This is a genomic window from Microcystis panniformis FACHB-1757 (assembly GCF_001264245.1).
Taxonomy (GTDB): domain Bacteria; phylum Cyanobacteriota; class Cyanobacteriia; order Cyanobacteriales; family Microcystaceae; genus Microcystis; species Microcystis panniformis.
The window spans coordinates 431,342-456,084 of sequence record NZ_CP011339.1; the positions used below are offsets into that span (position 1 = coordinate 431,342).

The 24,743-nt window shown below is 42.5% G+C and carries 23 protein-coding genes, 5 pseudogenes and 1 riboswitch; of the genes and pseudogenes, 15 read left to right on the forward strand and 13 right to left on the reverse strand.

Annotation, left to right across the window (positions count from 1 at the left end):
• Positions 1–184: 184 nt before the first annotated feature.
• Positions 185–583 (forward strand): annotated as a pseudogene (locus VL20_RS02180) (endonuclease domain-containing protein); the annotation flags it as partial.
• 227 nt (positions 584–810) lie between these two features.
• Here the strand turns inward: VL20_RS02180 and VL20_RS32150 are convergent.
• Both VL20_RS32150 and cbiE read right to left on the reverse strand, forming a co-directional pair.
• Positions 811–1,203: a bifunctional cobalt-precorrin-7 (C(5))-methyltransferase/cobalt-precorrin-6B (C(15))-methyltransferase gene (locus tag VL20_RS32150; protein WP_284525980.1), complete on the reverse strand. Its 393-nt coding sequence runs from the start codon at positions 1,201–1,203 to the stop codon at positions 811–813.
• Positions 1,148–2,041: a precorrin-6y C5,15-methyltransferase (decarboxylating) subunit CbiE gene (gene cbiE / locus VL20_RS02185; RefSeq protein ID WP_284525981.1), complete on the reverse strand. Its 894-nt coding sequence runs from the start codon at positions 2,039–2,041 to the stop codon at positions 1,148–1,150. The genes VL20_RS32150 and cbiE overlap by 56 nt, the downstream gene beginning before the upstream one ends.
• Before the next feature lie 99 nt (positions 2,042–2,140).
• Between cbiE and VL20_RS02190 the strand changes: the two genes are divergently transcribed.
• The 9 genes and pseudogenes from VL20_RS02190 (at position 2,141) to VL20_RS02230 (ending at position 11,298) form a co-directional block, all read left to right on the forward strand.
• Positions 2,141–2,755, forward strand: coding sequence for an NERD domain-containing protein (locus tag VL20_RS02190; protein WP_052275467.1), 615 nt, complete (start codon positions 2,141–2,143; stop codon positions 2,753–2,755).
• A 57-nt stretch (positions 2,756–2,812) separates the two neighbouring features.
• A complete protein-coding gene (locus VL20_RS02195) occupies positions 2,813–3,514 on the forward strand; it encodes a hypothetical protein (RefSeq protein ID WP_052275468.1) in 702 nt (233 codons plus the stop codon).
• Between the two features lie 57 nt (positions 3,515–3,571).
• Positions 3,572–4,252, forward strand: coding sequence for a hypothetical protein (locus tag VL20_RS02200; protein WP_052275469.1), 681 nt, complete (start codon positions 3,572–3,574; stop codon positions 4,250–4,252).
• A gap of 57 nt (positions 4,253–4,309) precedes the next feature.
• Entirely contained in the window at positions 4,310–4,912 is a 603-nt protein-coding gene (locus VL20_RS02205) for an NERD domain-containing protein (protein WP_052275470.1), read from the forward strand.
• Positions 4,883–5,041: riboswitch (cobalamin riboswitch) on the forward strand. (Overlaps the previous gene by 30 nt.)
• 57 nt (positions 5,042–5,098) lie before the next feature.
• A pseudogene (cobG, locus tag VL20_RS02210) lies at positions 5,099–6,522 on the forward strand (precorrin-3B synthase).
• Between the two features lies 1 nt (position 6,523).
• The gene (locus tag VL20_RS02215) at positions 6,524–7,150 is read left to right on the forward strand and encodes a precorrin-8X methylmutase (protein WP_052275471.1); all 627 of its coding nucleotides are present in this window, start codon (positions 6,524–6,526) and stop codon (positions 7,148–7,150) included.
• Entirely contained in the window at positions 7,147–7,851 is a 705-nt protein-coding gene (gene cobI, locus VL20_RS02220; protein WP_052275472.1) for a precorrin-2 C(20)-methyltransferase, read from the forward strand. Before VL20_RS02215 ends, cobI begins: the two co-directional genes overlap by 4 nt.
• 334 nt (positions 7,852–8,185) lie before the next feature.
• Positions 8,186–10,723, forward strand: coding sequence for an SUMF1/EgtB/PvdO family nonheme iron enzyme (locus VL20_RS02225; protein WP_052275473.1), 2,538 nt, complete (start codon positions 8,186–8,188; stop codon positions 10,721–10,723).
• 335 nt (positions 10,724–11,058) lie between these two features.
• The gene (locus tag VL20_RS02230; protein ID WP_002750429.1) at positions 11,059–11,298 is read left to right on the forward strand and encodes a hypothetical protein; all 240 of its coding nucleotides are present in this window, start codon (positions 11,059–11,061) and stop codon (positions 11,296–11,298) included.
• Positions 11,299–11,493: 195 nt separating this feature from the next.
• Here VL20_RS02230 and VL20_RS02235 read toward each other — a convergent pair whose 3' ends face one another.
• Both VL20_RS02235 and VL20_RS02240 read right to left on the reverse strand, forming a co-directional pair.
• Positions 11,494–11,826, reverse strand: a complete 333-nt coding sequence (locus tag VL20_RS02235) for a DUF5615 family PIN-like protein (protein WP_002736383.1) — start codon at positions 11,824–11,826, stop codon at positions 11,494–11,496.
• Complete coding sequence (locus VL20_RS02240) at positions 11,816–12,133, reverse strand: DUF433 domain-containing protein (protein ID WP_002765820.1); 318 nt, start codon at positions 12,131–12,133, stop codon at positions 11,816–11,818. The genes VL20_RS02235 and VL20_RS02240 overlap by 11 nt, the downstream gene beginning before the upstream one ends.
• Before the next feature lie 435 nt (positions 12,134–12,568).
• Between VL20_RS02240 and dprA the strand changes: the two genes are divergently transcribed.
• The gene (gene dprA, locus VL20_RS02245) at positions 12,569–13,717 is read left to right on the forward strand and encodes a DNA-processing protein DprA (protein WP_052275474.1); all 1,149 of its coding nucleotides are present in this window, start codon (positions 12,569–12,571) and stop codon (positions 13,715–13,717) included.
• Between the two features lie 66 nt (positions 13,718–13,783).
• Here dprA and trxA read toward each other — a convergent pair whose 3' ends face one another.
• The gene (gene trxA, locus VL20_RS02250) at positions 13,784–14,140 is read right to left on the reverse strand and encodes a thioredoxin (RefSeq protein ID WP_002750414.1); all 357 of its coding nucleotides are present in this window, start codon (positions 14,138–14,140) and stop codon (positions 13,784–13,786) included.
• A gap of 377 nt (positions 14,141–14,517) precedes the next feature.
• Here trxA and VL20_RS02255 point away from each other — a divergent pair, with 377 nt between their 5' ends.
• Positions 14,518–15,723 carry an acetate kinase gene (locus VL20_RS02255; RefSeq protein WP_052275475.1) on the forward strand — a complete coding sequence of 402 codons (1,206 nt, stop codon included), beginning with the start codon at positions 14,518–14,520 and terminating at the stop codon, positions 15,721–15,723.
• A 114-nt stretch (positions 15,724–15,837) separates the two neighbouring features.
• Here VL20_RS02255 and VL20_RS02260 read toward each other — a convergent pair whose 3' ends face one another.
• From VL20_RS02260 to VL20_RS26970, 3 genes are all read right to left on the reverse strand, one after another.
• Entirely contained in the window at positions 15,838–16,035 is a 198-nt protein-coding gene (locus VL20_RS02260; protein WP_284525982.1) for a type II toxin-antitoxin system RelE/ParE family toxin, read from the reverse strand.
• Positions 16,032–16,262, reverse strand: coding sequence for an addiction module protein (locus tag VL20_RS02265; RefSeq protein WP_002788275.1), 231 nt, complete (start codon positions 16,260–16,262; stop codon positions 16,032–16,034). The genes VL20_RS02260 and VL20_RS02265 overlap by 4 nt, the downstream gene beginning before the upstream one ends.
• 268 nt (positions 16,263–16,530) lie before the next feature.
• Positions 16,531–17,367, reverse strand: a complete 837-nt coding sequence (locus VL20_RS26970) for a transposase (RefSeq protein WP_284525983.1) — start codon at positions 17,365–17,367, stop codon at positions 16,531–16,533.
• Positions 17,368–17,777: 410 nt separating this feature from the next.
• On the opposite strand from VL20_RS26970, the gene VL20_RS02275 reads away from it, so the two are divergent.
• Positions 17,778–18,347 carry a transposase gene (locus tag VL20_RS02275; protein WP_284525984.1) on the forward strand — a complete coding sequence of 190 codons (570 nt, stop codon included), beginning with the start codon at positions 17,778–17,780 and terminating at the stop codon, positions 18,345–18,347.
• Between the two features lie 224 nt (positions 18,348–18,571).
• Here VL20_RS02275 and VL20_RS02280 read toward each other — a convergent pair.
• A pseudogene (locus VL20_RS02280) lies at positions 18,572–19,736 on the reverse strand (ISAs1 family transposase).
• 157 nt (positions 19,737–19,893) lie between these two features.
• Between VL20_RS02280 and VL20_RS02285 the strand changes: the two are divergent.
• Together VL20_RS02285 and VL20_RS02290 are read left to right on the forward strand one after the other, a co-directional pair.
• A pseudogene (locus VL20_RS02285) lies at positions 19,894–21,043 on the forward strand (IS1634 family transposase); the annotation flags it as partial.
• Positions 21,044–21,204: 161 nt separating this feature from the next.
• Positions 21,205–21,483, forward strand: a pseudogene (locus VL20_RS02290) (IS1634 family transposase); the annotation flags it as partial.
• Positions 21,484–22,091: 608 nt separating this feature from the next.
• Here the strand turns inward: VL20_RS02290 and VL20_RS02295 are convergent.
• The 4 genes from VL20_RS02295 to VL20_RS02310 form a co-directional block, all read right to left on the reverse strand.
• A complete protein-coding gene (locus VL20_RS02295) occupies positions 22,092–22,643 on the reverse strand; it encodes an anti-sigma factor family protein (protein ID WP_002788273.1) in 552 nt (183 codons plus the stop codon).
• 113 nt (positions 22,644–22,756) lie between these two features.
• On the reverse strand, positions 22,757–23,413 hold the full coding sequence (locus tag VL20_RS02300; RefSeq protein ID WP_002735181.1) for a sigma-70 family RNA polymerase sigma factor: 657 nt from the start codon (positions 23,411–23,413) through the stop codon (positions 22,757–22,759).
• A gap of 229 nt (positions 23,414–23,642) precedes the next feature.
• The gene (locus tag VL20_RS02305; RefSeq protein WP_002788271.1) at positions 23,643–24,233 is read right to left on the reverse strand and encodes a PAP/fibrillin family protein; all 591 of its coding nucleotides are present in this window, start codon (positions 24,231–24,233) and stop codon (positions 23,643–23,645) included.
• A gap of 246 nt (positions 24,234–24,479) precedes the next feature.
• A complete protein-coding gene (locus VL20_RS02310; RefSeq protein WP_002788269.1) occupies positions 24,480–24,695 on the reverse strand; it encodes a hypothetical protein in 216 nt (71 codons plus the stop codon).
• Positions 24,696–24,743 lie beyond the last annotated feature (48 nt).

Consider the following 24,743-nt stretch of genomic DNA (forward strand, 5'->3'; position numbering starts at 1 on the left):
CTTTTCAACATTAATAATGTACCTCGTGCGAACAGAAAACGCTATATATGCTAAACTTATTAGTTGAAAAATAATCTTTCTTTTTTTAATAAATAAAACTGCAATCACGTTAAGTTTGATCCCCCCAACCCCCCTTGATAAGGGGGGCTAAGTACGGTAACATGACTAACCAGAAAGTAAGCTTATGCAATTAACCAATCATCATCATCTACCCTACAATCCCAAACTCGTAGAACGAGCCAAAGAACTCCGTAAAAACATGACCAAAGCTGAAAGAAAACTTTGGTATGAATACTTAAAAAATTTTCAATATAGAGTTCATCGTCAAAGACCGATTGATCAATTTATTGTTGACTTTTATTGCCCCGAATTAAAATTAGTGATTGAAATTGATGGTGATATTCATAATAGTGAAGATGCTCAGAACTATGACTTAGAAAGAACCCAAATTTTATCAGGTTATGGATTAACAGTAATCCGCTTTACTAATCAAGAAGTTTTGAGTAGTTTTGAGGGAGTTTGTGGAGTAATTGGAAGTTTGATCCCCCCAACCCCCCTTGATAAGGGGGGCTTTGATCCCTCCTTATTAAGGGGCTTTGATCCCCCAATCCCCCTTGATAAGGGGGGCTTTGATCCCTCCTTATTAAGGGGCTTTGATCCCCCCAACCCCCCTTGATAAGGGGGGCTTTGATCCTTCTTGATCAGGGAGATCTGACAATTTTTAACACCTAACTAATTAGACAGGAAAAGAATAGCCAAAAAGTTCTATCTACAACTTTTGCAAGAGAAATCAAGGAGAAAATCAAGGATTTACAATCTCGGTTTCAGAACAGTCCACTGGGTTACGGGGGCCATGGCTTTCCAACCTAAAAACTTGCCGACTGGTTCGGCTTTTTCAATGCCAATTCGCAGCAGTTCCCCTCCTAATTTACTATGCCATTGCAAGAGGACTAATTCGCTTTCAATTGTAACAGTGTTGGCAACAAGACGACCCCCGGGGCGCAGGGCTAACCAACAGGTTTCCAATAGGTGGGGTGTGGTGATACCGCCACCGATAAAAATAGCGTCCGGCTGCGGTAAATCTTCCAGGGCGCTCGGTGCGATTCCGGCGACGATTTGCAGGTGGGGCGTTCCCAGGGCGGCGGCATTATCGGCAATGTATTGTAATCTGGTGGGATGATGTTCGATCGCAATCCCTGGCAACGGCGATCGCTCCGCAGCCACTCAATGGCAATGGAACCACAACCCGCCCCACATCCCAGAGCAATTGTCCGGGTAGGGGAGCCAATCTACTCAGCGTAATAGCACGAACTTCTCTTTTTGTCAACTGTCCGTCATGATGGTAAGCAGAATCCGGCAGTCCTGGAAGGCGCGGCGCCAGGGTGGGGGGATGGGAGGAGATGCAGCTAATGGCGATGACATTTAAATCTGCCAGATCTGTAAACTCCCAATCGTTGGCGATGCCTTGAATGTGGCGTTCTCGGGTTCCCCCTAGATGTTCTAAAACCGTGATGGAACTTTCGCCAAAACCTCCCTTCCTGAGCAGCCGAACAGCGATCGCAGGAGTCTGGGCATCAGCGCTCAGTACCAGCAGTTTAGCGCCGGGATAAAGCACCCCATTCAACCAAGCCGGGGGCCGACCGCACAAACTCAAAGTTTCCACTTCACTCAGGGACCAACCCAAACGACTACAGGCAAGACTAAAGGCAGAAGGAGAGGGAATAATCGTCATTTCCTCCAGGGGAATCTGACGGGTGAGGGTGACACCAATTCCGTAGCACATGGGATCACCACTGGCCAAAACACAGACAGATTGACCACGAAGGCGGATAATCTCGTTAACAGAGTCTTGAATGGGAGAAGTCCAGAGCAGTTTTTGCCGTTGATCCTCTGGGGGTAACATTGCCAGATGACGTTCACCACCGACAATAACTGATGCTAAAGAAAGCAGACTTCGTCCCACTGAACTTAACCCTTCTAAGCCATCTTCACCAATTCCTATGATCGATAGCCATTTCGACTGACAATTGCGATCCGCCATATTAAAAAAAATCGCTACTATTTCATTATCTGCTATCAGAGTCTATCCTTCAAACAAGATATAATCAGGTTATTGTCAAGTTAATTCAGAGGAGAAAATATGACCACCACCGCCGATGATGTTTGGCGATTATTAGCCGAATTAGTAGAAGCTCAAAAAGAGACAGAAAGATGCTTTCAAGAAACCGAGCGACGCTTTCAAGAAACCGAGCGACGCTTTCAAGAAACCGAGCGGATTCTCAAAGAACAATCTTTAAAAACCGATCGCCAAATTACCAGAGTCAGTCAAGAAATTGGTAATCTTGGCGGTAAATGGGGACGTTTTGTCGAAAATATGGTAGCTCCCGCTTGTGAGACTTTATTTTTAAATCGTCAGATTCCCGTACATCAAGTTAGTCAAAGAGTCAGAAAACGTCTCGACGGTAAAACCCTAGAAATTGATGTGTTAGTAACTAATGAAAATCATGTGCTAGTAGTAGAAGTTAAAAGTAGTTTAAGTGTAGATGATGTCAAAGAATTAATCAAGAATCTAACAGAATTTAGGCAATTTTTCCCCGAATATAACCATAAACAATTGTATGGGGCAGTAGCAGGCATTGAAATGGAAGAAGGAGCAGATAAATATGCCTATCGTCAAGGTTTATTTGTCTTGGCACAAAGGGGTGAAAATGTAGCGATTCTTAACGATACTGAGTTTCAACCGAAAACTTGGTAGGGGCTTTAAAAACAAGATATAATCAGGTTAGTATCAAGTTAATTCAGAGGAAAAATTATGACCACCACCGCCGATGATGTTTGGAAATTATTAGCCGAATTAGTAGAAGCTCAAAAAGAGACAGAAAGATGCTTTCAAGAAACCGAGCGACGCTTTCAAGAAACCGAGCGTGTTCTCAAAGAACAATCTTTAGAAACTGAGCGACGCTTTCAAGAAACCGAGCGTGTTCTCAAAGAACAATCTTTAGAAACCGAGCGACGCTTTCAAGAAACCGAGCGGATTCTCAAAGAACAATCTTTAAAAACCGATCGCCAAATTACCAGAGTCAGTCAAGAAATTGGTAATCTTGGCGGTAAATGGGGACGTTTTGTCGAAAATATGGTAGCTCCCGCTTGTGAGACTTTATTTTTAAATCGTCAGATTCCCGTACATCAAGTTAGTCAAAGAGTCAGAAAACGTCTCGACGGTAAAACCCTAGAAATTGATGTGTTAGTAACTAATGAAAATCATGTGCTAGTAGTAGAAGTTAAAAGTAGTTTAAGTGTAGATGATGTCAAAGAATTAATCAAGAATCTAACAGAATTTAGGCAATTTTTCCCCGAATATAACCACAAACAATTATATGGGGCAGTAGCAGGCATTGAAATGGAAGAAGGATCGGATAAATATGCCTATCGTCAAGGTTTATTTGTCTTGGCACAAAGGGGTGAAAATGTAGCGATTCTTAACGATACTGAGTTTCAACCGAAAACTTGGTAGGGGCTTTAAAAACAAGATATAATCAGGTTAGTATCAAGTTAATTCAGAGGAAAAATTATGACCACCACCGCCGATGATGTTTGGAAATTATTAGCCGAATTAGTAGAAGCTCAAAAAGAGACAGAAAGATGCTTTCAAGAAACCGAACGACGCTTTCAAGAAACGGAGCGCATTCTCAAAGAACAATCTTTAGAAACCGAGCGACGCTTTCAAGAAACGGAGCGGATTCTCAAAGAACAATCTTTAGAAACCGAGCGGATTCTCAAAGAACAATCTTTAAAAACCGATCGCCAAATTACCAGAGTCAGTCAAGAAATTGGTAATCTTGGCGGTAAATGGGGACGTTTTGTCGAAAATATGGTAGCTCCCGCTTGTGAGACTTTATTTTTAAATCGTCAGATTCCCGTACATCAAGTTAGTCAAAGAGTCAGAAAACGTCTCGACGGTAAAACCCTAGAAATTGATGTGTTAGTAACTAATGAAAATCATGTGCTGGTAGTAGAAGTTAAAAGTAGTTTAAGTGTAGATGATGTCAAAGAATTAATCAAGAATCTAACAGAATTTAGGCAATTTTTCCCCGAATATAACCATAAACAATTATATGGGGCAGTAGCAGGAATCGAAATCGAAGAAGGAGCAGATAAATATGCCTATCGTCAAGGTTTATTTGTCTTGGCACAAAGGGGTGAAAATGTAGCGATTCTTAACGATACTGAGTTTCAACCGAAAACGTGGTAGGGGCTTTAAAAACCAGATATAATCAGGTTATTGTCAAGTTAATTCATCTGAAAAATTATGACCACCACCGCCGATGATGTTTGGAGATTATTAGCCGAATTAGTAGAAGCTCAAAAAGAGACAGAAAGATGCTTTCAAGAAACCGAACGACGCTTTCAAGAAACGGAGCGCATTCTCAAAGAACAATCTTTAAAAACTGATCGCCAAATTACCAGACTCAGTCAAGAAATTGGTAATCTTGGAGGTAAATGGGGACGTTTTGTCGAAAATATGGTAGCCCCCGCTTGTGAGACTTTATTGTTAAATCGTGATATTCCCGTACATCAAGTTAGTCAAAGAGTCAGAAAACGTCTCGACGGTAAAACCCTAGAAATTGATGTGTTAGTAACTAATGAAAATCATGTGCTAGTAGTGGAAGTCAAAAGTAGTTTGAGTGTAGATGATGTCAAAGAATTAATCAAGAATCTAAGAGAATTTAGGCAATTTTTTCCCGAATATAACCACAAACAATTATATGGGGCAGTAGCAGGTATTGAAATCGAAGAAGGAGCGGATAAATATGCCTATCGTCAAGGTTTATTTGTCTTGGCACAAAAGGGTGAAAATGTAGTGATTCTTAACGATACTGAGTTTCAACCAAAAACGTGGTATAATCCTTAAACTTGTCTTTGGGAAAGTCCAGTGCGATTCTGGTACTGTGCCGCAGCTGTAATCAGGTAAAAAGTAAAAAGAGTACATCTTCCCTTTTTCCTTGCGAGTCAGAATACCAATTACAAGCTTTTGATCGGTAGTATAGACAACTAATTTTCTAACTACTTCTCTGCGTCGCATGGAGAACAAACAACGGTGAATTGGTTAGTTAAAGCAAATGCTTGTCCCGGTTTATTTTATGGAACTGCTGCCCAGGATGGGTTTTTAATTCGTCTCCGCACCCCCGGTGGATGGCTCAATTCTCCACAGGGAAAAGCGATCGCCACTTGGCTCGAACAATGGCAGAGTACAATACAAGTTACCAATCGGGCAAATCTGCAAATTCGCGGACTGCAAAAATCCCCCAGTTTAGAAGAATTTCAAACCCTGCAAAAATTAGGGTTAGCTGCCCATAATCCCAGTATCGATCATCTGCGTAATATCATGTCTAGTCCCACGGCTGGAATTGACTGCCAAGAATTGATCGATACTCGTCCATTAGTCCAAGAATTAGATAATTTTATCCAAAATTATCCATCAATTGCCCAACTAAGTCCTAAATTTAGTATCGGGATCGATGGCGGCGGTGCCGTGGGAATTGGCACCAGTTCAACTATGCCCTGGCAACACCGCTATAACGAGATTCAGCTATCAGCAATTGCCCTCAATAATCCGACAAATTTAACTTCTATTGTTTGCTTTCGATTAGCCCTCGCAGGAGATAAACAATTCTATGACACGGACTTATTAATTGAGCCAGAAAACTGTTTAGCTGTAGTCAAAGCTTTAGTAAAAGTTTATCTCGATTATGTTCAACAAACCCCTAATATCAAGGGGAAAAAACCTCGGATGAAACACCTACTCAAAGATTGGGGATTGACAAAATATCTCGAACAAGTTAACTCCCAATTACATCGGAATTATACTGGAATAATAGACTGGCAAGAATGCCAGCAAACTGCCCATTCTACTCAACCCTATTTTCATCTGGGAATTCATCCTCAAAAGCAACCCGGATTGTCTTATATTGGCCTATCATTAAGATTAGGACAATTGACGGCTAATCAACTATGGGGATTAGCGGCACTATCAGAAACTTTTGGCAGTGGTCAGTTACGATTAACCCCTTGGCAGACTGTTATATTACCCGATATTCCCGATGAAAAAGTGTCAGAATTGTTGCCAAAACTGGCATCACTAGGATTATCCGCTTCTCCCGGATGGGATGCGGGATAGTTGCCTGTAGCGGTAAACCGGGTTGTGCAGCAGCGGCCACTGCAACTCAAATTCATGCTTCTCTCCTAGCAGATTATTTGCAGGAACACTTAACCTGCAATTCTCCTGTTAATATTCACTTGACGGGTTGTGCTAAATGCTGCGCTCAACCGGGTCCAGCCGAAATTACCCTTTTAGGAACTACCATCGAGGAAAATGGCCAAATACTAGAAGCTTATCAAGTCTATATGGGTGATAGTAAAAAATTCTTAGAAACACCTATATTTGAGGGAGAATTTGCCAAGATTACCCCGCTCATAGCCCAAATTTTAAGCTCCCAAAACTCGAAAAATTTAGATGAATAGAATGGAATACATTAAGAATGGTGAGGAAATTTACCGCAAATCTTTTGCTATTATTCGGGCTGAAACTAACTGGAAAAATCTCCCCGATGATTTAGCTCATGTGGCAGTTCGTCTAATTCATTCCTGCGGGATGACAGACATAACAGAAGATTTAGAAGCATCACCAGACGCGGTTAAAATCGGACGAAATGCCCTCGCTGGGGGTGCAGCAATTCTCTGTGATTCTCAAATGGTCGCTAATGGCATTACCAAAGCCCGTTTACCTAAAAATAATCCGATTATTTGTACCCTCAATCATCCAGAAGTAACCGAGTTAGCACGGCAAATTAATAATACCCGCTCCGCTGCCGCTTTAGAACTTTGGCGACCTCATTTAGCTGGAGCAGTGGTAGCCATTGGTAATGCACCAACCGCACTTTTTCACCTACTAGAATTGCTCGATCAAAATGTAGATAAACCGGCTTTGATTTTAGGCTTTCCCGTGGGATTTGTAGGAGCGGCAGAGTCGAAAATAGAATTAGCAACTAATAGTCGTGGCGCGCCATTTATTACCCTACACGGACGTAGGGGAGGCAGCGCAATCGCAGCAGCGGCAGTCAATGCTTTAGCAAAAGAGAACGAATTATGAATAAATTAGGCAAACTTTATGGATTAGGAATCGGGCCTGGCGATCCCGAATTGTTGACGCTAAAAGCACACCGGATTCTCACAACTGTTCCGGTAATTGCCTATCCTACCTTAGAAAGTGGCAAAGTTTTGGCACGGGCAATTGTCTCGGATTTTATCCGTCCCGAGCAGATAGAAATTCCCATGCCTTTACCTTTTAGTGTCGAGCGCAGTTCTCAACCTCATTATGATATTGCCGCCGAAAATATCGCCGAACAGTTAAACTTAGGTCGAGATGTGGCGGTTTTATGTGTGGGCGATCCGATGTTGTATGGCACATTTATGTATATCTTTAATCGCTTGTGCGATCGCTTTTCTATTGAAGTCGTGCCGGGTATTTCTTCAGTGATGGCAAGTGCAGCAATGCTGGGTGTACCTATCACTTATCGAAATGACGTATTTAGTATTATGCCCGCTACTTTAGAGGCGGAAATATTGCGGGATCGCCTAGGATTTATCGATGCAGCAGCGATTATTAAATTAGGCAGACATTTCGCTAAAGTTCGTGATATTCTCCAGGAATTAGGATTATTAGAACGCGCCCTCTACATCGAACGAGCAACCCTACCCAATCAGCAAATTATTCCGATTACCGAAATCGATCCAGAGGCTGTCACCTACTGGTCATTAATTCTGATTCCTAGTAAAACTAAACCCCAATAACTCTATAGACATAGTTAAATCTTCTATCCCCTACCTGACAGAACCCATCGGGTTTAGATGATATGATGAAAATGTCTTTTCTTCATTGCTTTTTTGTTCCACAGGAGGTTATATATCGCGTTTCTCGGATTGATAAGTAGGTAGGCGTTAGAAATTATCAGATGCCCCCCTTATCAAGGGGGGATTAAGGGGGGATCCCCCCGCCTATCGGCACCCCCCTTATCAAGGGGGGCAGGGGGGATCGAACCTAAAATCTATTTTTAATTTAATTATAACCAGCTACTTAAGGTAATCTATTTTATTCTCCCTTCTCTGTCACCTAAAAATAACTACCATGTCCGATTCTCCTGAATCTATCCGCAATACTAGCGTCAGCGATCAAGCGACTAATAATGATGCTCTCGGATTTGAGCCTTATGTAATAGCGATCGCTGAATTTTTGTTGCATGAGCAGACACAACCACCCCTAACTTTATCGGTTGAGGGAGAGTGGGGTAGTGGCAAGTCTTCTTTTATGAAAATGTTGGAGGAATATTTACGAAAAAAAGGAGGTCGGACGGTTTGGTTTAATGCTTGGCGACACGATAAAGCGGAGTCGGTATGGGCAGCTTTTGCGCTGTCTTTTATTAAGCAGATTTCTACGCCCAAAAATTGGCGAGATTTGCCTCGAGTTATTCTAGGACATTTTAAATTACAATTATTGCGTTTTAACTTAGAAAAAGGCTTATTTGAATTAATTAAAGCTTTACCATTAATAATTTTTGTGATTTGTGCCTCAATTGCTATTCCCTTTATTTTAATCGTTTATGGAGTTGAAGGAATTAACGAATTAATCAGAGCAACAACCTCTCAAGATATTTTTTGGAGCAAAATTAATTCAGTTTTTAAATTATTATTTACTGCGGTCGGTGTCACCTTATCAGGAGCGGGGATTTTCGCTGGTATTAAGAGTTTATTGAGAAATTTTCAAAGATTACTCCAAAACCCCAAAAACAACCTAATTAAATACATAGAAGCCCCAGATTATAAAAAACAATCGGCATTTGTAGAAGAATTTCATGAAGATTTTGCTAAAATTGTTGATGCCTATGTTGGCAATGATCGGGTATATGTATTTATTGACGATTTAGATCGTTGTGAACATCCAAAATCAGCGGACTTGATGCAAGCGATTAACTTGATGATTGCCGATGATCCTTCAGTCGTGTTTATTTTAGGAATGGACAGAGAAAAAGTAGCCGCTAGTTTAGCTGTCAAATACGAAAACATTCTCAAGTATTTACCGTCAGAAACCACAGAAATTGATCCTGATATTTTAGCGAGACGTAGTGCTAATAAAGGGTTAGCTTATGGTTATACTTTCATTGAAAAGTTTGTCCAGCTTCCCTTTTTAGTTCCCCAACCATCCCGGTCAGATTTTGAGCGTTTTTTGATTCAGCTTGCTACTTCAACTCCTCCCAATTTACCGCCAGCTAAACCTCGTTTTCCATTTTTTCAGTCATTCTGGGGTAAGTTAGCTTTACCCCAGAGAAATAATTCGCAAAAGCATCTTACTTCCCCAACAAGTAATCAGACAAGTGATTTAAACAAATCGTCTCCAGATAATCCTTCGATAGAATCTGAACAAACCGAAAAAGAGAAAGCACGAGCATCTGTAATTAAGCGATTAGAAGCGATTCAAGTCAACAATTTTGATAAAGATTCCCCAACAGTGCGGAATGTCATTATGATGGTGGCTCCCGCATTGGATTACAATCCGCGACGGATTAAACACTTTATCAATGTCTTTCGTCTCAAGGTTTATATCGCTAATGAAACTGGTTTATTTTTTGAGAAGCGAGACAAGGATGATAATTTGTTAGAGCCTTCTTTGACTTTTGAACAGTTAGGTAAATTTACTGCCATTAGTTTAAAATGGCCATTGTTATTGTCAGATTTGGAAAATGATCAGCAAATTTTAGCAAAATTAGAAAAATTTGCACTAGATGAAGAAAAAACCCAAGAATATGAAGAGTCGATTCGCTATTGGGCTAGTCATACTAAGCTTAAAGCTTTAATGGCTTACGGTCATACAAGATTTGTAACTAACTCTAAATTTAGCTTGGCAGAGGTAAATGTTGATAAGTTATTACAAGTATCACCCAAGATAATTCGGTCAGCTAATCAGCCTATTCAACGAAAACAAATTAGTCAAAATATAAAAATTAGCCAAAATATTACCTCATTGCCTCCAGACTTTCACTTAGAAATGGTGGATATACCCGCCGGTAAATTTAACATGGGTTCTAATGAGTATGAAGATGAAAAACCGATACATGAAGTAATTGTGCCAGCATTTCAGATAGGCAAATATCCCGTCACCCAAGCACAGTATCAAGCAGTGATGGAAAAAGCTAGTTCAAGTTTTTCACGAAATCCCCAGAACCCAGTAAAATCTGTTAGTAAGGATGATGCTGAAGTCTTTTGTAAACAACTGAGCAAGTTAACCGGAAAAAACTACCGTTTGCCTACAGAAGCAGAATGGGAATATGCCTGTCGCGCTGGCACAGAAACCCGATTTAGTTTTGGCGATGATGAAAGTCAACTAGGAGATTATGCCTGGTTTAATGGTAATTCAAATGGTACGACCCATCCTGTTGGGGAAAAGCGACCTAATCCCTGGGGAATCTATGATATGCACGGCAATGTTTGGGAATGGTGTGTTAATAAATGGACTGGACATTATGATATTGCATGGAATAGTTATAAAGCATCATCACTTCGTGGCGGAGCTTGTGACTCCTATCCCGGACTTTGCCGTTCCGCGTATCGCGGCGACATGGATGTTCTCGGCTACGGACACGGGTTTCGGGTTGTGTGCGATCTCTCCTAATCAGTTAACAGTTAACTTTTATCAGTTGGGAGCCACCATTGGCGCAATAATATTATTGTAGGGGCCAATTGCATTCGCCCTCTTTGAATAACTTCTGCTGCTCACCTATAGGTGAGGGAAAGTCACAAATAGGAGATGCAGCCGATAATTTTCTGGAAATATAGTCTTTAAACCCTTGTCTGGCAAAACTACAAGGAATGATAAGCAATGATTATCACACAAAGTCGAGGAGAGCCATAGGGGGAGCCTGAGAATAGCGATCGCTGTAGTTAGCCATCACCGCTTTTTATGGTTACTTTAATGTTAGAATCGAATCACTTCTTTTAGGTTTTGCTATGCGTGCGATTGAAACCACTGGTATCCTCAATACTCAAGGACAAATTCAACTTGATCATCCTATTCCCCAAGAAAAAGATCGGTTTGTGCGCGTCATTCTTTTGATGTCGGAGGATGAACTGAACGAAAAAAACTGGCTAGATGCCGTTTCCCATAACCCTAGCTTTGCTTTTCTGCAAGATCCCGAAGAAGATATTTATACTCTTAACGATGGACAACCTGTAACTAATGAAGGGTAAAATTGTATTAATTCAATTTCCCTTCGACGATTTATCTTCCAGTAAGGTTCGTCCTGCTTATTGCTTAACCAATCAAATTGGAGGCTATCAACATAACCCATGCCGCACAGGATTGTAATGAATATAATCACAGTGTAAAGATTCAATCTTGTAAATTGCGTTACCCAACGTACCTTTTTTTCTGAATTATGATTTTTATAAAAACTCAACATTTTTATACATATAATCAGGCTCTAAACATTCCCAAATTAAAACTAAATCACTAATAATTTTGCCAATAGATTGACGTTGATGTGAATAAATAATCCCCCAATGCTCTAATCCCATTGAAGACAAAACCAGAAAATCATCATCAAAAGTAAAAATGACTCGGCCTTGCGATAAAGCATATGCTAATTGTTCCTCATCGGAAGACCCCATCAGTCCTTTTTCTGGAGAAGTTGTAACATCAATCCCTCGCATTCTTAAACCTTTAGCGATCGCATTAGAGACGCTTTCATCTAGGTGAAACTTAAGCTTATTGGCCATTATTTCCCTTTAAAAGTTTTTCGACCAATGAAGGTTTATCCCCTTGTAACTGTTTAGCAAAATTTTCGCTGGATTCAATATCTTGGCGAATTTCTTCTCGATGCTCATGGTAATAAGCTAAAGCTGCATAAACATCAGCTAAAGTAATCGTTGGATAATTATAAACAATTTCATCAGGACACATCGCCATTCTTTCATGCCAAATAACAATGTCTTGTACCTTAATCCGATGTCCAGCAATACGAGGTTTACCGCCACAAACACCAGGTGTTACTTCAATATGCTGTTTAAGCACTAAGGATGACATAATAACTCATTTACTCTACTTCTAGATATCATAGCATTTTTCTTGAAAAAACGCAACCACCGATCTTTTAGGATACGTTGCCTAACGTGCCTTTTAATGTGAAACATTTTATACATTTTCATATTATTATCCGTTACGCTATGCTAACATATTCTACCGTTACTGCTACAATTGGCTCCAAAGACCACTATAACCAACTAAAACTATGACTCCAGCTACTTTTGCAGAAATACTAGAAGCAACCGAACAACTTACCCCAGAAGATCAAGAACAACTTATTCACCTGTTAAAAAAGTGAAAGACATGGGCGAGGCTCAACAATACCTCAAGAACTAATGGAAAGTATTCCGGCATGATTAAAATAAATTAAGGTCATCTGGCCGCAGTCAGTTTTAACCGACTGAAAATATTACTTGGTTTGAGGAGCTTTTTAAATTGACAGACGAGCGCGTTTATTGGTTAGCATGGTCAAGTATTGCTGGAGTTGGGGCAATTTCCCTGAAGCGACTCTATCAGCATTTCGGCAGTGTCGCTGTGGCCTGGAATGCCACCGATTCTGCGATCGCAGAAGTGGCGGGATTTGGCAAAAAGTTAATGGTAGCGGTACGGGAAGGGCGATCGCAAATTGACCCAGAAGCTCTTTTCGCCGAACATATCCAGAAAAATCCCCTTTTTTGGACTCCTAGCGACCCAGAATATCCCCGATTTCTCTGGGAAATTCCCAGTCCTCCCCCCTTACTTTACTATCAAGGAAAGGTCAATTTAGAGGAAAATCAGGGAAATATCCCCACCGTCGCCATTGTGGGTACTCGTAACCCCACGGATCACGGCCGGCGCTGGGCGCGGCGCTTAAGTACCCTTTTGGCCCAACAGGGATTTACTATTGTTTCTGGTATGGCCGAAGGAATTGATGGCGAGGCACACCAAAGCTGTTTAAAAGCAGGGGGAAGGACGATTGCCGTCTTGGGAACGGGGGTCGATGTGGTTTATCCTAGTCGTCATCGGCAGCTACACGCCGACATCCAAAAGCAGGGTTTAGTCATTAGTGAACATCCCGCCGCAACTCAACCGAATAAAGCCCATTTTCCCAGTCGTAATCGCATTATCGCCGGTTTAAGTCGCGCCACGATTGTTATCGAGGCCCCCGAAAGGTCTGGCTCCCTGATCACGGCCAGTTATGCTAACGAATTCGGCGGCGATATCTATGCTTTACCCAATTCTCCCGATATTGCCACCGCTAGGGGTTGTTTACAACTGATTCATCAGGGAGCGGAAATTATCGTTTCTGAGGAGAAATTACTACAAATGTTGGGGGCAATTCCCACCGCGAACCAATCCGCACCGGTTAATCTCTCCCCTTCACTCCCTCTAGAGACATCCCCAGTCGTTAATGCTGCTCCTCCAGTCAATCTAGAACCTAGACTAGCACAAGTGTATCAGTTATTTGACAGAGATGCCCTGTTGTTTGACATTATTGTTCAAAAAATGCAAATCCCCACCTCAGAAGTGGCGGGGATCCTATTGGAATTAGAATTAATGGGTCTAGTGACTCAGTTACCCGGTATGCGTTACCAGAAAACCTAGTCAACCCCCAAATGCTTATTTAGGGTATTAGCTAAAGTAGTTTTCGGTGCAGCCCCAACCACCAGATCAACTTTTTGAGCCCTTTTGCGGATCATCAGATTCCAGGTGTTTAGTTAAGGTATTGGCTAAAGTGGTTTTAGGTACAGCCCCGACCACCATATCGACTTTTTGACCTCCTTTGAAGATCATCAGAGTAGGAATACTGCGAATCCCGTACTGACTAGCGATATTGGGGTTTTCGTCGGTGTTGAGTTTCACCACCTTGACTTCCCCTTCGAACTGTTTGGCAATTTCCTCGACAACGGGAGCCACCATTCGACAAGGGCCGCACCAAGGAGCCCAGAAATCCACTAGGACAGGGTCGGCACTATCTAAAACTTCGTCTTTAAAGGTGGCATCTGTAACGGCAGTAACCTCTGACATACTTAAGAAATCCTCTAGTAATCACGGTTATCTAGAATACGCAAAAATTCCGTTCTAGAGATTCGTGGTGCGATGTTGACATTCCACTGGTGAAAAGGACGAGAACTAGCTCTAAATCCACTTTAGAGGCCTTAACTTGCATCAGAGGTAGCTTCTTGGATCAATTTCACAAGGGGCATTCTTGTATTTTATAACCCTAGAGGCTCTATTTTGACTTTTTTTTGATAAAGTTTTGTAATATTGCCCGAGTCAAGCATGGGTGATGACAGCCGGATAAAATTTTCTTGAAGAAAAACCCGAAAAGTCAGCGATTTTATCTAGGCTTAACCTGAGTTTGATTATGATCGGCATAGCCCACTTCCTAATTGAGCTTTTTTATGAAAATTCTGGTCTTAAATGCGGGATCGAGCAGTCAAAAAAGTTGTTTATACGATTTAGATTTTTTCCCCTCCCATCCTCCCCAACCAATTTGGGCAGCGGGAATCGATTGGACGGTTAACCCTGATTACGGGGTTTTAACGGTAAAAGCCAAGGGAATTAAACAGGAAATTAATCTTTCTAGTCAGGATCGTCCGGCGGCAATTGCTCGGATGTTAGAGACTTTAGTCACTGGCGAAACTAAGGTGGTGGCCAACCTCGCAGACATTAGTATAGTCGGTCATCGAGTTGTCCATGGTGGCACGGAATATTCCCAAGCAACTATGATCACTCCCCCAGTCAAAGAAACGATTAAAAAGCTGATCCCCCTTGCTCCTAGCCATAATCCCGCTCATTTAGAAGGAATTGAAGCGATCGAGCAAGTTTTAGGCGATGTTCCTCAAATAGCAGTGTTTGACACCGCTTTTCATCGTTCTATCCCTCCCGAGTCTTCTCTTTATCCCATTCCCTACCAATGGAGTGAACTGGGAATCCGTCGCTATGGTTTTCATGGCACCAGTCATCAGTACTGCTCCCAACGGGCCGCCGAATTGTTGGGAAAACCCCTAGAATCCTTGAAAATGGTCATCTGTCATCTGGGTAATGGTGCTTCCCTATCGGCAGTCAAGGGGGGTAAAAGTGTCGATACTACTATGGGATTTACTCCCCTAGAGGGATTGATGATGGGAACCCGCAGCGGTTCGATCGATCCAGGGATTCTGATTTATCTAGAGCGAGAATATCAATATAATCCCGATAGTTTAAATAGTTTACTCAATAAAGAATCGGGTTTAAAGGGAATTTCGGGTATTTCTGGGGATATGCGGGCAATTACCACGGCGATAGACGAAGGCAACGAGAGGGCAAAATTAGCATTTGAGATGTATATTCATCGTCTGAAAAGTTTAATCGGATCGATGATCGCTTCTCTAGAGGGGTTAGATGTCTTGGTATTTACGGCAGGAATCGGCGAAAATTCAGCTTTAGTGCGGGAAAAAGCCAGTCAAGGCTGGTCTTTTTTGGGTTTAGAGTTAGATTTGGCTAAAAATGCCGCTCGTCCCCGGGATGAGGATATCGCCACCGACACATCTAAAGTAAAAGTGATGGTAATTGCCACGGCGGAAGATTGGGCGATCGCAAGAGAATGCTGGCATTTCTTTCAATAGTTAGGCAGATGGCAACTTCAATTACTTGCGATTTTTCCAGTATCCAGGCTCACGACTGCAATGCATGACTGCCAAAATCAGAATGTAGTCTTGCTCAATTGTGTAGAGAACACCCTAAGGAAACTTACGCGCCATACACCGCCGAACATCTTCATCAATTGCAGCGTAACGGGTTGGAGACTCCCTGATCCGATAAACTGTATCCTCGATCGCGTTTATGAACGCTTGAGCAACCTCAACTCTCTGCTCTGTGTAGTATTGAACTGCTTCAGCGTATTCATTCAGCGCTTCAGGATGAAATACGTACCTCATGGCTCAATCAGCCGTCTGACTTGGGCTAAAGCGTCTTCGCCTGGAATTGCTTGAATAGAACCATCTCGCACCTCATCTCTTCGGCGCTTGGCTTCAGTTACCCAAACTGCCTGAATTGCTGAGTCGGTATCGAATTCCAAGCTTTCCACCAACTTGTCTGCTAGGAATGCTCTTGATTCGCTAGGCAGCGACAATATTTCCTCAGTCAGTTGCTCAATTGATCGCATAGTCCCCATCCCTCGCAGAAGGCTCAATCCTGAATGAATTGTATCAAACTTTGACATGAGACGAATTTGAGGAAGCAATCGTCCACCTCAGATCCCACATTATACGGCTTGGTTAGTTGCTCGAAACATTTCGCACCTCTTCGACTAATTTATGCACCTCTACTCCTGAAAAGTGCCTTTGCCCACAACCATTCCACAAGTTCTCAAATTGCTCTCTAAAATGTTTATACCCTGAGTGCCTGACACATCTTGTGTCAGGGGTAGCAGGTCAAGGACGACAGAGCAAAGAGTGAACACGGGAAAACCATATTCGGTCATAGTAATCGGAGAGAGCGTTCTTAGAAGAGAAACAGGGTTCTGGGTCAGAGTGGAACAAAGGGATAGGAGAAAGCAAAGAGCGGCCCTTGTGGACAACGCCCTGGAGCCAACGAAGACCAATTTTGAGATAGCTGAGACCCCGCGTCCAATGGGGGTCAACCTGAGAGCGAAGACCATTGAGTTGAACGGCCATACCGTGAGTAGTGGCATAAAGAAGAGCAAGGGCTGCGACCAAATACAGACGGGTCAAAGCAGGAGCAGAACGGATAGCGGAGTCTTCAAGTTGAAAAGCACCGGATTTTGAATCTAAAAATAACTCCTCGACCCGAAAGCGCAAGGCGTACTGCCATAAAGTGTTCAGAGAGGGGGTTTCGTCAGTAATGACAGCCCAAGGTTCTTTGACTCCCGTGACCCTTGCCAGAACAAGATTGCATCGATAGATGCCGTCTGTCCACAGACCGACCTGATCGTAAAGAATGGCTTCTCCTTTGGCAGGCCAGAGATATTTGACTTCGATAGGATGTCGCCGAACCCCATGGACCAGAACGTCGCCAGGTAAACGTAAGCAGTAATGCCATCCACTGACTTGCAGCCAACTGAGCAAACCATGATTGGCAAACCCTCGGTCGGCTAAGAGCATGACATCGGGATAATCCTTCAACAATCGCTGAGCATCGCGCAGCATCGGTTTGTAGGTGTTCACTGCGACGGTGGCACTCGGATGGTCTAGCACTCGCCATAACAGGGGGACTGCACGACCGCAACAGACTATCGACAGATGAATCATACAATAGCGATTCCACAATACAGTTGTATCTAATGCCAAGTAAAGTCGATGGCCTTTCCAGCTACTGATGGCGGCTAGCACCAGAGGAATATACAGGGATTTGAATTCAAGGGGTGACAGAGGGGCTACAAGCTAGATAGAGCGGGGGGTCTAGCCAAACGATCCCCTAAAGAAATAGAGTGGTTAGGACAACCACTCAAAATTTTAAAATGTTACCTTCATTCTATCAGGCTTGTTTACAGGCGAACCTTAGCGAGGCGAGCTATTTGACCTTACAGCTCCTAATCCTGCTCTTACAAAGTCATCGGATAGTCCAACTAGAGAAACTGGCCGCTCTTTTCCCGCAACCGATAACCTTTGAAAGTAGAAGACGGAATTTGCAGAGATTTCTTAAGCTCCCGCAACTAAACGTGAAACTCTTGTGGTTTCCTTTGATCAAACAGATCGTCAAGCTAGAATTTAGCGGAAAAAATAAAAATCGAGAGCCAAGAAGAAGGCTCAAAAAACTGAAACACGCGGGAAGATTATTAGTCGTCATAGATAGAACCGATTGGAAGGGTAGAAATTTATTCGTCGCCAGTGTGATTTGTGGTCGGAGAGCTTTGCCCGTATATTGGGTGTTACTGAATAAAAAAGGAAGTAGCGCTCTCGGGGAACCGAAAAAATTCCTCAAGCCAGTCTTAGGGTTGTTGAAACCCTATCCGCTCGTCGTAATGGGAGACCGTGAATTTCAGTCAGCGCAATTAGGGAAGTGGCTTGACGACAGAGGTGTAGCTTTTATCTTCCGTCAAAAGAAAAGTACCTACACGCGATTGAAAGATGGAGAAAACTATCAAGCCCTTTCCGAGTTAGAACCGAACCGGGGCGAGCGAAACTTCTTTCGGGGAGTGACCCACACGAAAAGCCATGAGATCGAGGGGTTCAACCTAGCAACTTATGGGAAAAGAGGTTATCGAACTAAAGGGTCTAAAGCAGGGTAATCGCGCGTTGACCGAGCCCTTGAATTCCGAGAAGTTAGTCTAAATTTTGGCGTTTGTTCCGATTCTATCCGAGTAATTTTCCGAAATTTAGGGGGTTTCTAATCCTCGAAAACCGATGAACTCAGAAGGAACTTTATCTACTGGGTTCTTTCATTCCAGACTGGATTGGTCGCAACGCGCTCGCTGCGCGAGAACGCTCACAAGTCTAATTGACACCTCCTTTTTCAGTCAACCGCACTGGCCTCCAAGATTTTTACCATGAAATTATCATCCATGCTCGCCCTATAACGTTTCATTTTCAGACTCATTTTCGAGGGCTCCTGCTTCAACAAATTCACACTTAAACGGCGCAACAGACCTAGGTTTTCCGCTCCATGCCCCAGACGAACCCGACTGGCATCTTCATTAAAGGTAACATCGAGTACCCAATGGAGACTATTTTCAATACTCCAATGTCCGCGAATCACCTCGGCGTGTTTTTGGGCATCCGCTGCTAAACTACTGATGAAGAAGCGAATTTCTGTAGTAGTTTTATTCCATAATTGGCGGACACTGCGAACCATGACTACGGTGGTTAGGCCAGGCCACAGACTCTGCCGATGCAGGGGCGGTAATTGGGACACCGGCACCACCCAAATTTGACGGGTTTCGATCCGGTGATGCCCCGACTCCACCTTTTCGTGGTAGCTGTATTCAATCCCTTGCCAATCCCCGGCTATAGCTTGGTCAAACCAGCCTTCTACTTGTTGAAAGAGCTTGCCCTGATTGCCTTTGAGGGCTAAGACGTCATCTCCGCCCCCAGACTTGATTTGTTGGGCAATTTCCGTCTGGGTTCCCATGGCATCCAAAGTGACTATCGCTCCCTTGAGATTGAGCAATTGCACTTCTGAGCGGCACGGCGGTAATTTCATTGGATTTACTGTCCACTTTTTCTTGGGCTAAGACTAACCCATGTTCGCTACTCCAAGCACTTACTGTGTGCAAAGCCTTTAGTTTCTTTTCACGGTCATAGGAACCCTTGGCGGTTTTCCCATCTATGTGGATTAGTTCTAGGTTCAATTTTTCGGTGATTTCCCCGATCCACCCTAGGAATCCCGACCTTAATTGCTCGGGTTCTAGCATTCCTAAGACTCGACCCAAGGTGTCGTGGGAAGGTATCCCATTGGGTAATTCCAAAAAGGTTTTCAACCAGGATTGTTTGGCTTTTCCGTAGGCTTCTATGGCGACAAACCCGTCGGCACCCGCTAAGACCGCCAAAATGGCTAGGGCAATTAGGGATACCAGGCTGTGATTGCGTCCCCTGTCCGCTCTGGGGTCTTCTAGGTGCTGAAAATGTTTCAAGACACTCTTTCTTAAAAGTTTTGCCTCTCGCTCTTGCTTGGGGTTCAAGACTAGGGGACCAAATCCTTCTGCCATACTCAACCACTAAAATACAGGATTTTTCACTTCCTCTCAGATTAACTCAGGCCAGTTCGTCGTCACCAAATTAACAGTTAGGGATTTTTGTCTGTTACCATCTATACAAAACGACGCGCGATTACCCTGACCTTTATACTTATTTAGTCAATTTTTTGAAGATAAAGGAATCGAAGAATTATTGGGAGAAGAAATAAAAACCGATTATATCAATGATGATAAAATTGGGAGAGTCATGGATGAATTATACAAACATGGACTGAATGATATCTTTATAGAAGTTGTCTTATCGGTCATCAAAAAATTTAAAATAGAGACAAAATATTCTCATCTAGATGCCACATCATTTCCTCTAGATGGAGAATATAAAAGTGAAGAAAAAAAAGAGAAAGAAGAAGAGCTGCTCAAAGAAAGACCAATAATTATTACTAAAGGATATTCTCGTGACCATCGACCAGATTTGAAACAATGCGTCTTAGACTTAATAACAACCGAGGATGGAGACGTACCATTATTTGTGAGAGTCGGAGATGGAAATGAAGCGGACAAAGCTGTCTTTGGCAAAATCTTAGTAGAATTTAAAAAACCAATAAAATTTGACAGTATTATGGTCTGTGACAGTGCCTTATATAGTCAAGAGAATCTTCAACTAATTCAACATCTAAAATGGATAAGTAGAGTTCCCATGACGATAAAAAGAGCCAAAGAATTAGTCCAAAATTCAGAAATGGAAGAAATAGAGGCCAAGGAAAGAGAAAAAGGGCAGAGCTAAATTTAGAAGGATATACCTGGAAAGAAGAAAAAGTGACTTATGGGGGAATCCAACAAATCTGGCTAATAGTAACCAGTGAAAAAAGACAAATAAGTGACTTAAAAAAACTAGAAAATAACCTGAAAAAAGAAAAAGACAAAGGGGAGAGAATTCTCAAGAGCTTGCAGAAAGAAGAGTTGGAAAATCCCCAACAAGCCGATATAAATTAAGAGCAATTAATCAAAAACTAAACCTCGTTAAAATCCTAGAAATTGACCTAATTGCCAGTCAATCAAAAGACCATAAAACGATTTATAAAATTAGCGGCGTAGGGCAAGAAAAAACTGAAGAGATAGTCAGAAGAAGAAAGGAAGCAGGCAGATTTATTTTAGCAACTAACTTAGTTGATGAAGAAGACAAATTAGACTCAGCCGAAATGGTGACAACTTATAAAAATCAACAGTCTTGTGAAAGAGGATTTAGATTTTTGAAAGATCCTTTATTTGGCTCTTCGGTTTATGTTATGCAATGAACGGGGGTTATAGAGGATGTAACCCTTGTATAGAAAGGCATTTAGCGATTTTTGTCAATTATTTTTCTCTAGAGCGAACTAATCAATTAAGTCTCTTGCCAGATAAGGATTTAGTCGATTTATGCTCCCCTATCGAACCATACCAAGTAACGAAGAGCCCTTTATTTTTTGCGGATAGTTTCTTTGTTAAAAAAACGGAAAGAATCGAGACAATGTTATTCTTGATGTCTTTCTGCTTGTTAGTCTATAACCTCGGACAAAGAGAACTAAGAAATAGCTTAAAAAGAGCCAAGGCTGGAGTCAAAAATCAAGTCAGTAAATTAACGAGTCGTCCCACAATGAGATGGATATTTCAATGTTTTCAGGGCATTCATATTTTTATTGTGAATGGGGTCAAGCAAATTGTCAATTTAACTGAAGAACGCCGTTTTATTTGAAATTTTCTGCCTTCATCTTGTCAAAAATATTATCTGTCATCGTTAGTCTAAATAACAAAGCAACAAAGTTGATAACAATTGAGTAATATGCTTATAGGAGAGTCACTACTCCTCGAATTGTTGTGACTTAGTTTAACTCTTTGAGCCGAAAAAATATTTGGTATTTTATGATTTCTCCTCAACATCTGGCTCTTCTCGACTTTGTGTGATAATTTTTGCTTATGGAGTCGTGAAATGCTTATTGGGCAAGACTTTTAGGGCTATTTTGCGGATATTCTATCAGTATAGACCTCGTTTCCACACAGAAACCAGAAGAGCCAACATCTGATTGGTTGAGTATTTTTTTTGATTATTCTGATTTTTTTTCTTTGAAAAGACCTGTAGTTTTTTATACTTCAAAGTGAAGTGCGGAATATGGGTTGAATATGTCTAGAGCAAGGATGACAAGGATAAAAAGTAACGTGATGTAATATTCGAGATTGCGCCCCAACGATATATCTCGAAAAGCTTTTTTGATGAACCTAATCACAAACGTTACACTCCTCAAGTCCTCACTCTAATAGACGAAATTTAAGCACTGCCCTAACCGATAGATAAATCTGCCTAACTTACCTTTGGCCATTCTCTTTTGGCTCTTCCGTTGTGGGAATCTCGATAATCGGATGGTTGAGAGCAATCATCAAATGGTCTCCCTCTTGGCTAATACTGCTCGGACTGCTGGCCATTTGGGAGAGGGGATCATTGCGTACCGAGACGAAGTAGGAGCCAACAGCGATCGCCACAGCCGTTAAAATTGCGCCACCATAAACATAATATTGCCGACGACGCTGACCATCGACTTTTCTGAACACCTGTTCTGCCAATCGGTCGCCGGCCATAGTAGCTGGTACGGGAATTTGCCTTAAATTAGTTTGTAATCCCAAGAGCTGCCGATAGAGTTTTTTAGCGGCAGCATCATGGTCTAACCAATGCTGAACTAGCTTTCTTTCCTCTACCGTTACTTCGTTATCAATATAGGCGCTAATTAAATCGAAACGATGAGCTTCTTCGTTATCCTCATCTAAGAATAAAATATCCTCGGCTGCGGAGTCGGAATCGCTGTCATCGTGACGTAACAAAGACTTTATCCATTGAACATCTTCGGGTTGATAATTATTCATGGTTGACCTCGACCAGAAGCGATCGGTATGCAATCACTTTTCACCAGCACGGAGCTAGTTAAATTTAACGACTCCTCACTTCGGCCGTTAGTGCCGAATCACCACAATATTCTTTAGCCTTCTGTAAAATAGGGCTGTAAAACGGATTGTAATTTAGCGCGAGCGCGAGCAATGCGAGATTTAACAGTTCCTAAAGAAACTCCCGTCATCTCGGCAATTTCTTCGTAGGCCATGCCTTCAATTTCTCGGAGAATAATAGTTGTCCGAAAAGCTTCTGGTAAATCAGCGATCGCCGCCTGTAATTGATCGTAGAATTCGTGGGTGGTGAGATGTTCATCGGGACTGGGGTAATCGGACTCGATATCCCAATCGATTTCGCCATCCTCCACGCGCCGGGGAGCATCAAGGGAAATGGGATGATTAACCCGCTTGCGTTTCCGCAATTCGTCGTAAAAAAGATTAGTAGCAATGCGACTTAACCAACCGCGGAACTTGAGGGGTTCATGGAGACGGTTAATATTGCGATAGACGCGAATCCAGACCTCTTGAGCCAAATCAGCGCGATCTTGCCAATCGGGAGCCAAATGATAGAGTAATTTATCAACATGAGCCTGATAGCGCCGCAGCAGTTCCGCAAAAGCTGCCCGATCTGGCTGACACCCTTCCTGACAGCGTGCAATTAGATCGTAGTTGGAGAGTTTGTCAGGGGACACGGGGTTTTGAGACTTTTTGGCCTCAAGTGACCAAGATGCTGGAATCGATTGACTCATGGGATTTCCTCAAGGGTATAAGCTCCTCACTCAGAGGTTGAGGACGGGAGAAGTCAGTAAAGGTTCCCGAAAATAAATAATTTTTTTCCCATATTTCGATTCTAACCGATCGAGGCATTCATCTGGGGGAGCAAGGGAGCAGCAAGTGCGGAGGTGGGGTAGTAGGGTAGTGGGGAGAATACATAAAAGCTGTCTCGGAGTCTCGGAGTCTCCTGAATAGCTCTGTAAGTTAGGTTTTTTCCCTAGCGAGAATAAAGACGCTGCCTTCGCTGCCGCGACCGATGCGGAGATCTTCATCGAGATAGGTGATATCGAGCCAACCGGTTTGTGGGCGATTATTGAAGGAAAAATCGAGGGGAGGAAATTTTTGGCCACTCTCGATCGCATCGATAAATTCTTGGGCAGAATGATAATTGAGAAGACGTTGCAGACCGAGGATCGAGCGCTCAAATTTGACCATTATCCGACGCTCGGATGTGGGTTCAAAGGTAGCGGAGACGATTACTACCCCTTCTAGCCAAGGCACGCCGATAATTTCAGCAATATTGTAGAGTTTAGCCTTGTTCAGGTCGAGATATTGATAAATTTGCCCTAATTGAAAAAAAGGTAGGCGATCTATTCCCAGAATGTTGCGGCTGCTGGTAAATAATAAGCGCCAATTACCCCCTAATAGTTGTTTAACTTCGAGGGGATGGGGATGGGGATTGTGATCCTCCAATTGTTCGATCGCCGCTAAAATCCGCACGCGGTCGCTTTCCGTAGCCAGGAGTCCGCGATTTCTACCAGCGATCAATTCCAGTAATTTCGCTTTGGCATCCATAGAATCTCCCTTATTTTATAAATTACCTCGACCTGCGAGGCACTCGATCGAGGTTTTTGGTGGTCTTAAGAGGCCTACCCACGCCGATGATTTCAGGGGTTCAACGGGTTTTTCACCTCGGTGAGCGGCATTTTTAACTGTTGACTTAATTATTTTAACACAGATTAAATGCCGCATTTTTAAAACTTTTTCATAACCGTAATTAAGTGATCGAAATAGGGAGCAATTGCGGTTTTTTCTGAGCCACTAAAATGATCTAAGCTGTATTATTTTAAGGCCTCTAACCCCGAAATCATCGCCCCTAATGGCACTGATAGTATCTAAATCCCTATCACTGAGATAGGGAGTTTGATCATCCGCTTGTTGCCAAATAGCGATCGCTGCTTGCTGATAGGGCCAATCAGCGAAACTGATGATTCTCGCTTTTGGGATTAATTGCTGGGCGCGCTCACTCAAAGGCATCGATCGCTCTCCGTTGGGTCAGATTAGGCAGTTAAGTTCTCTTTTACC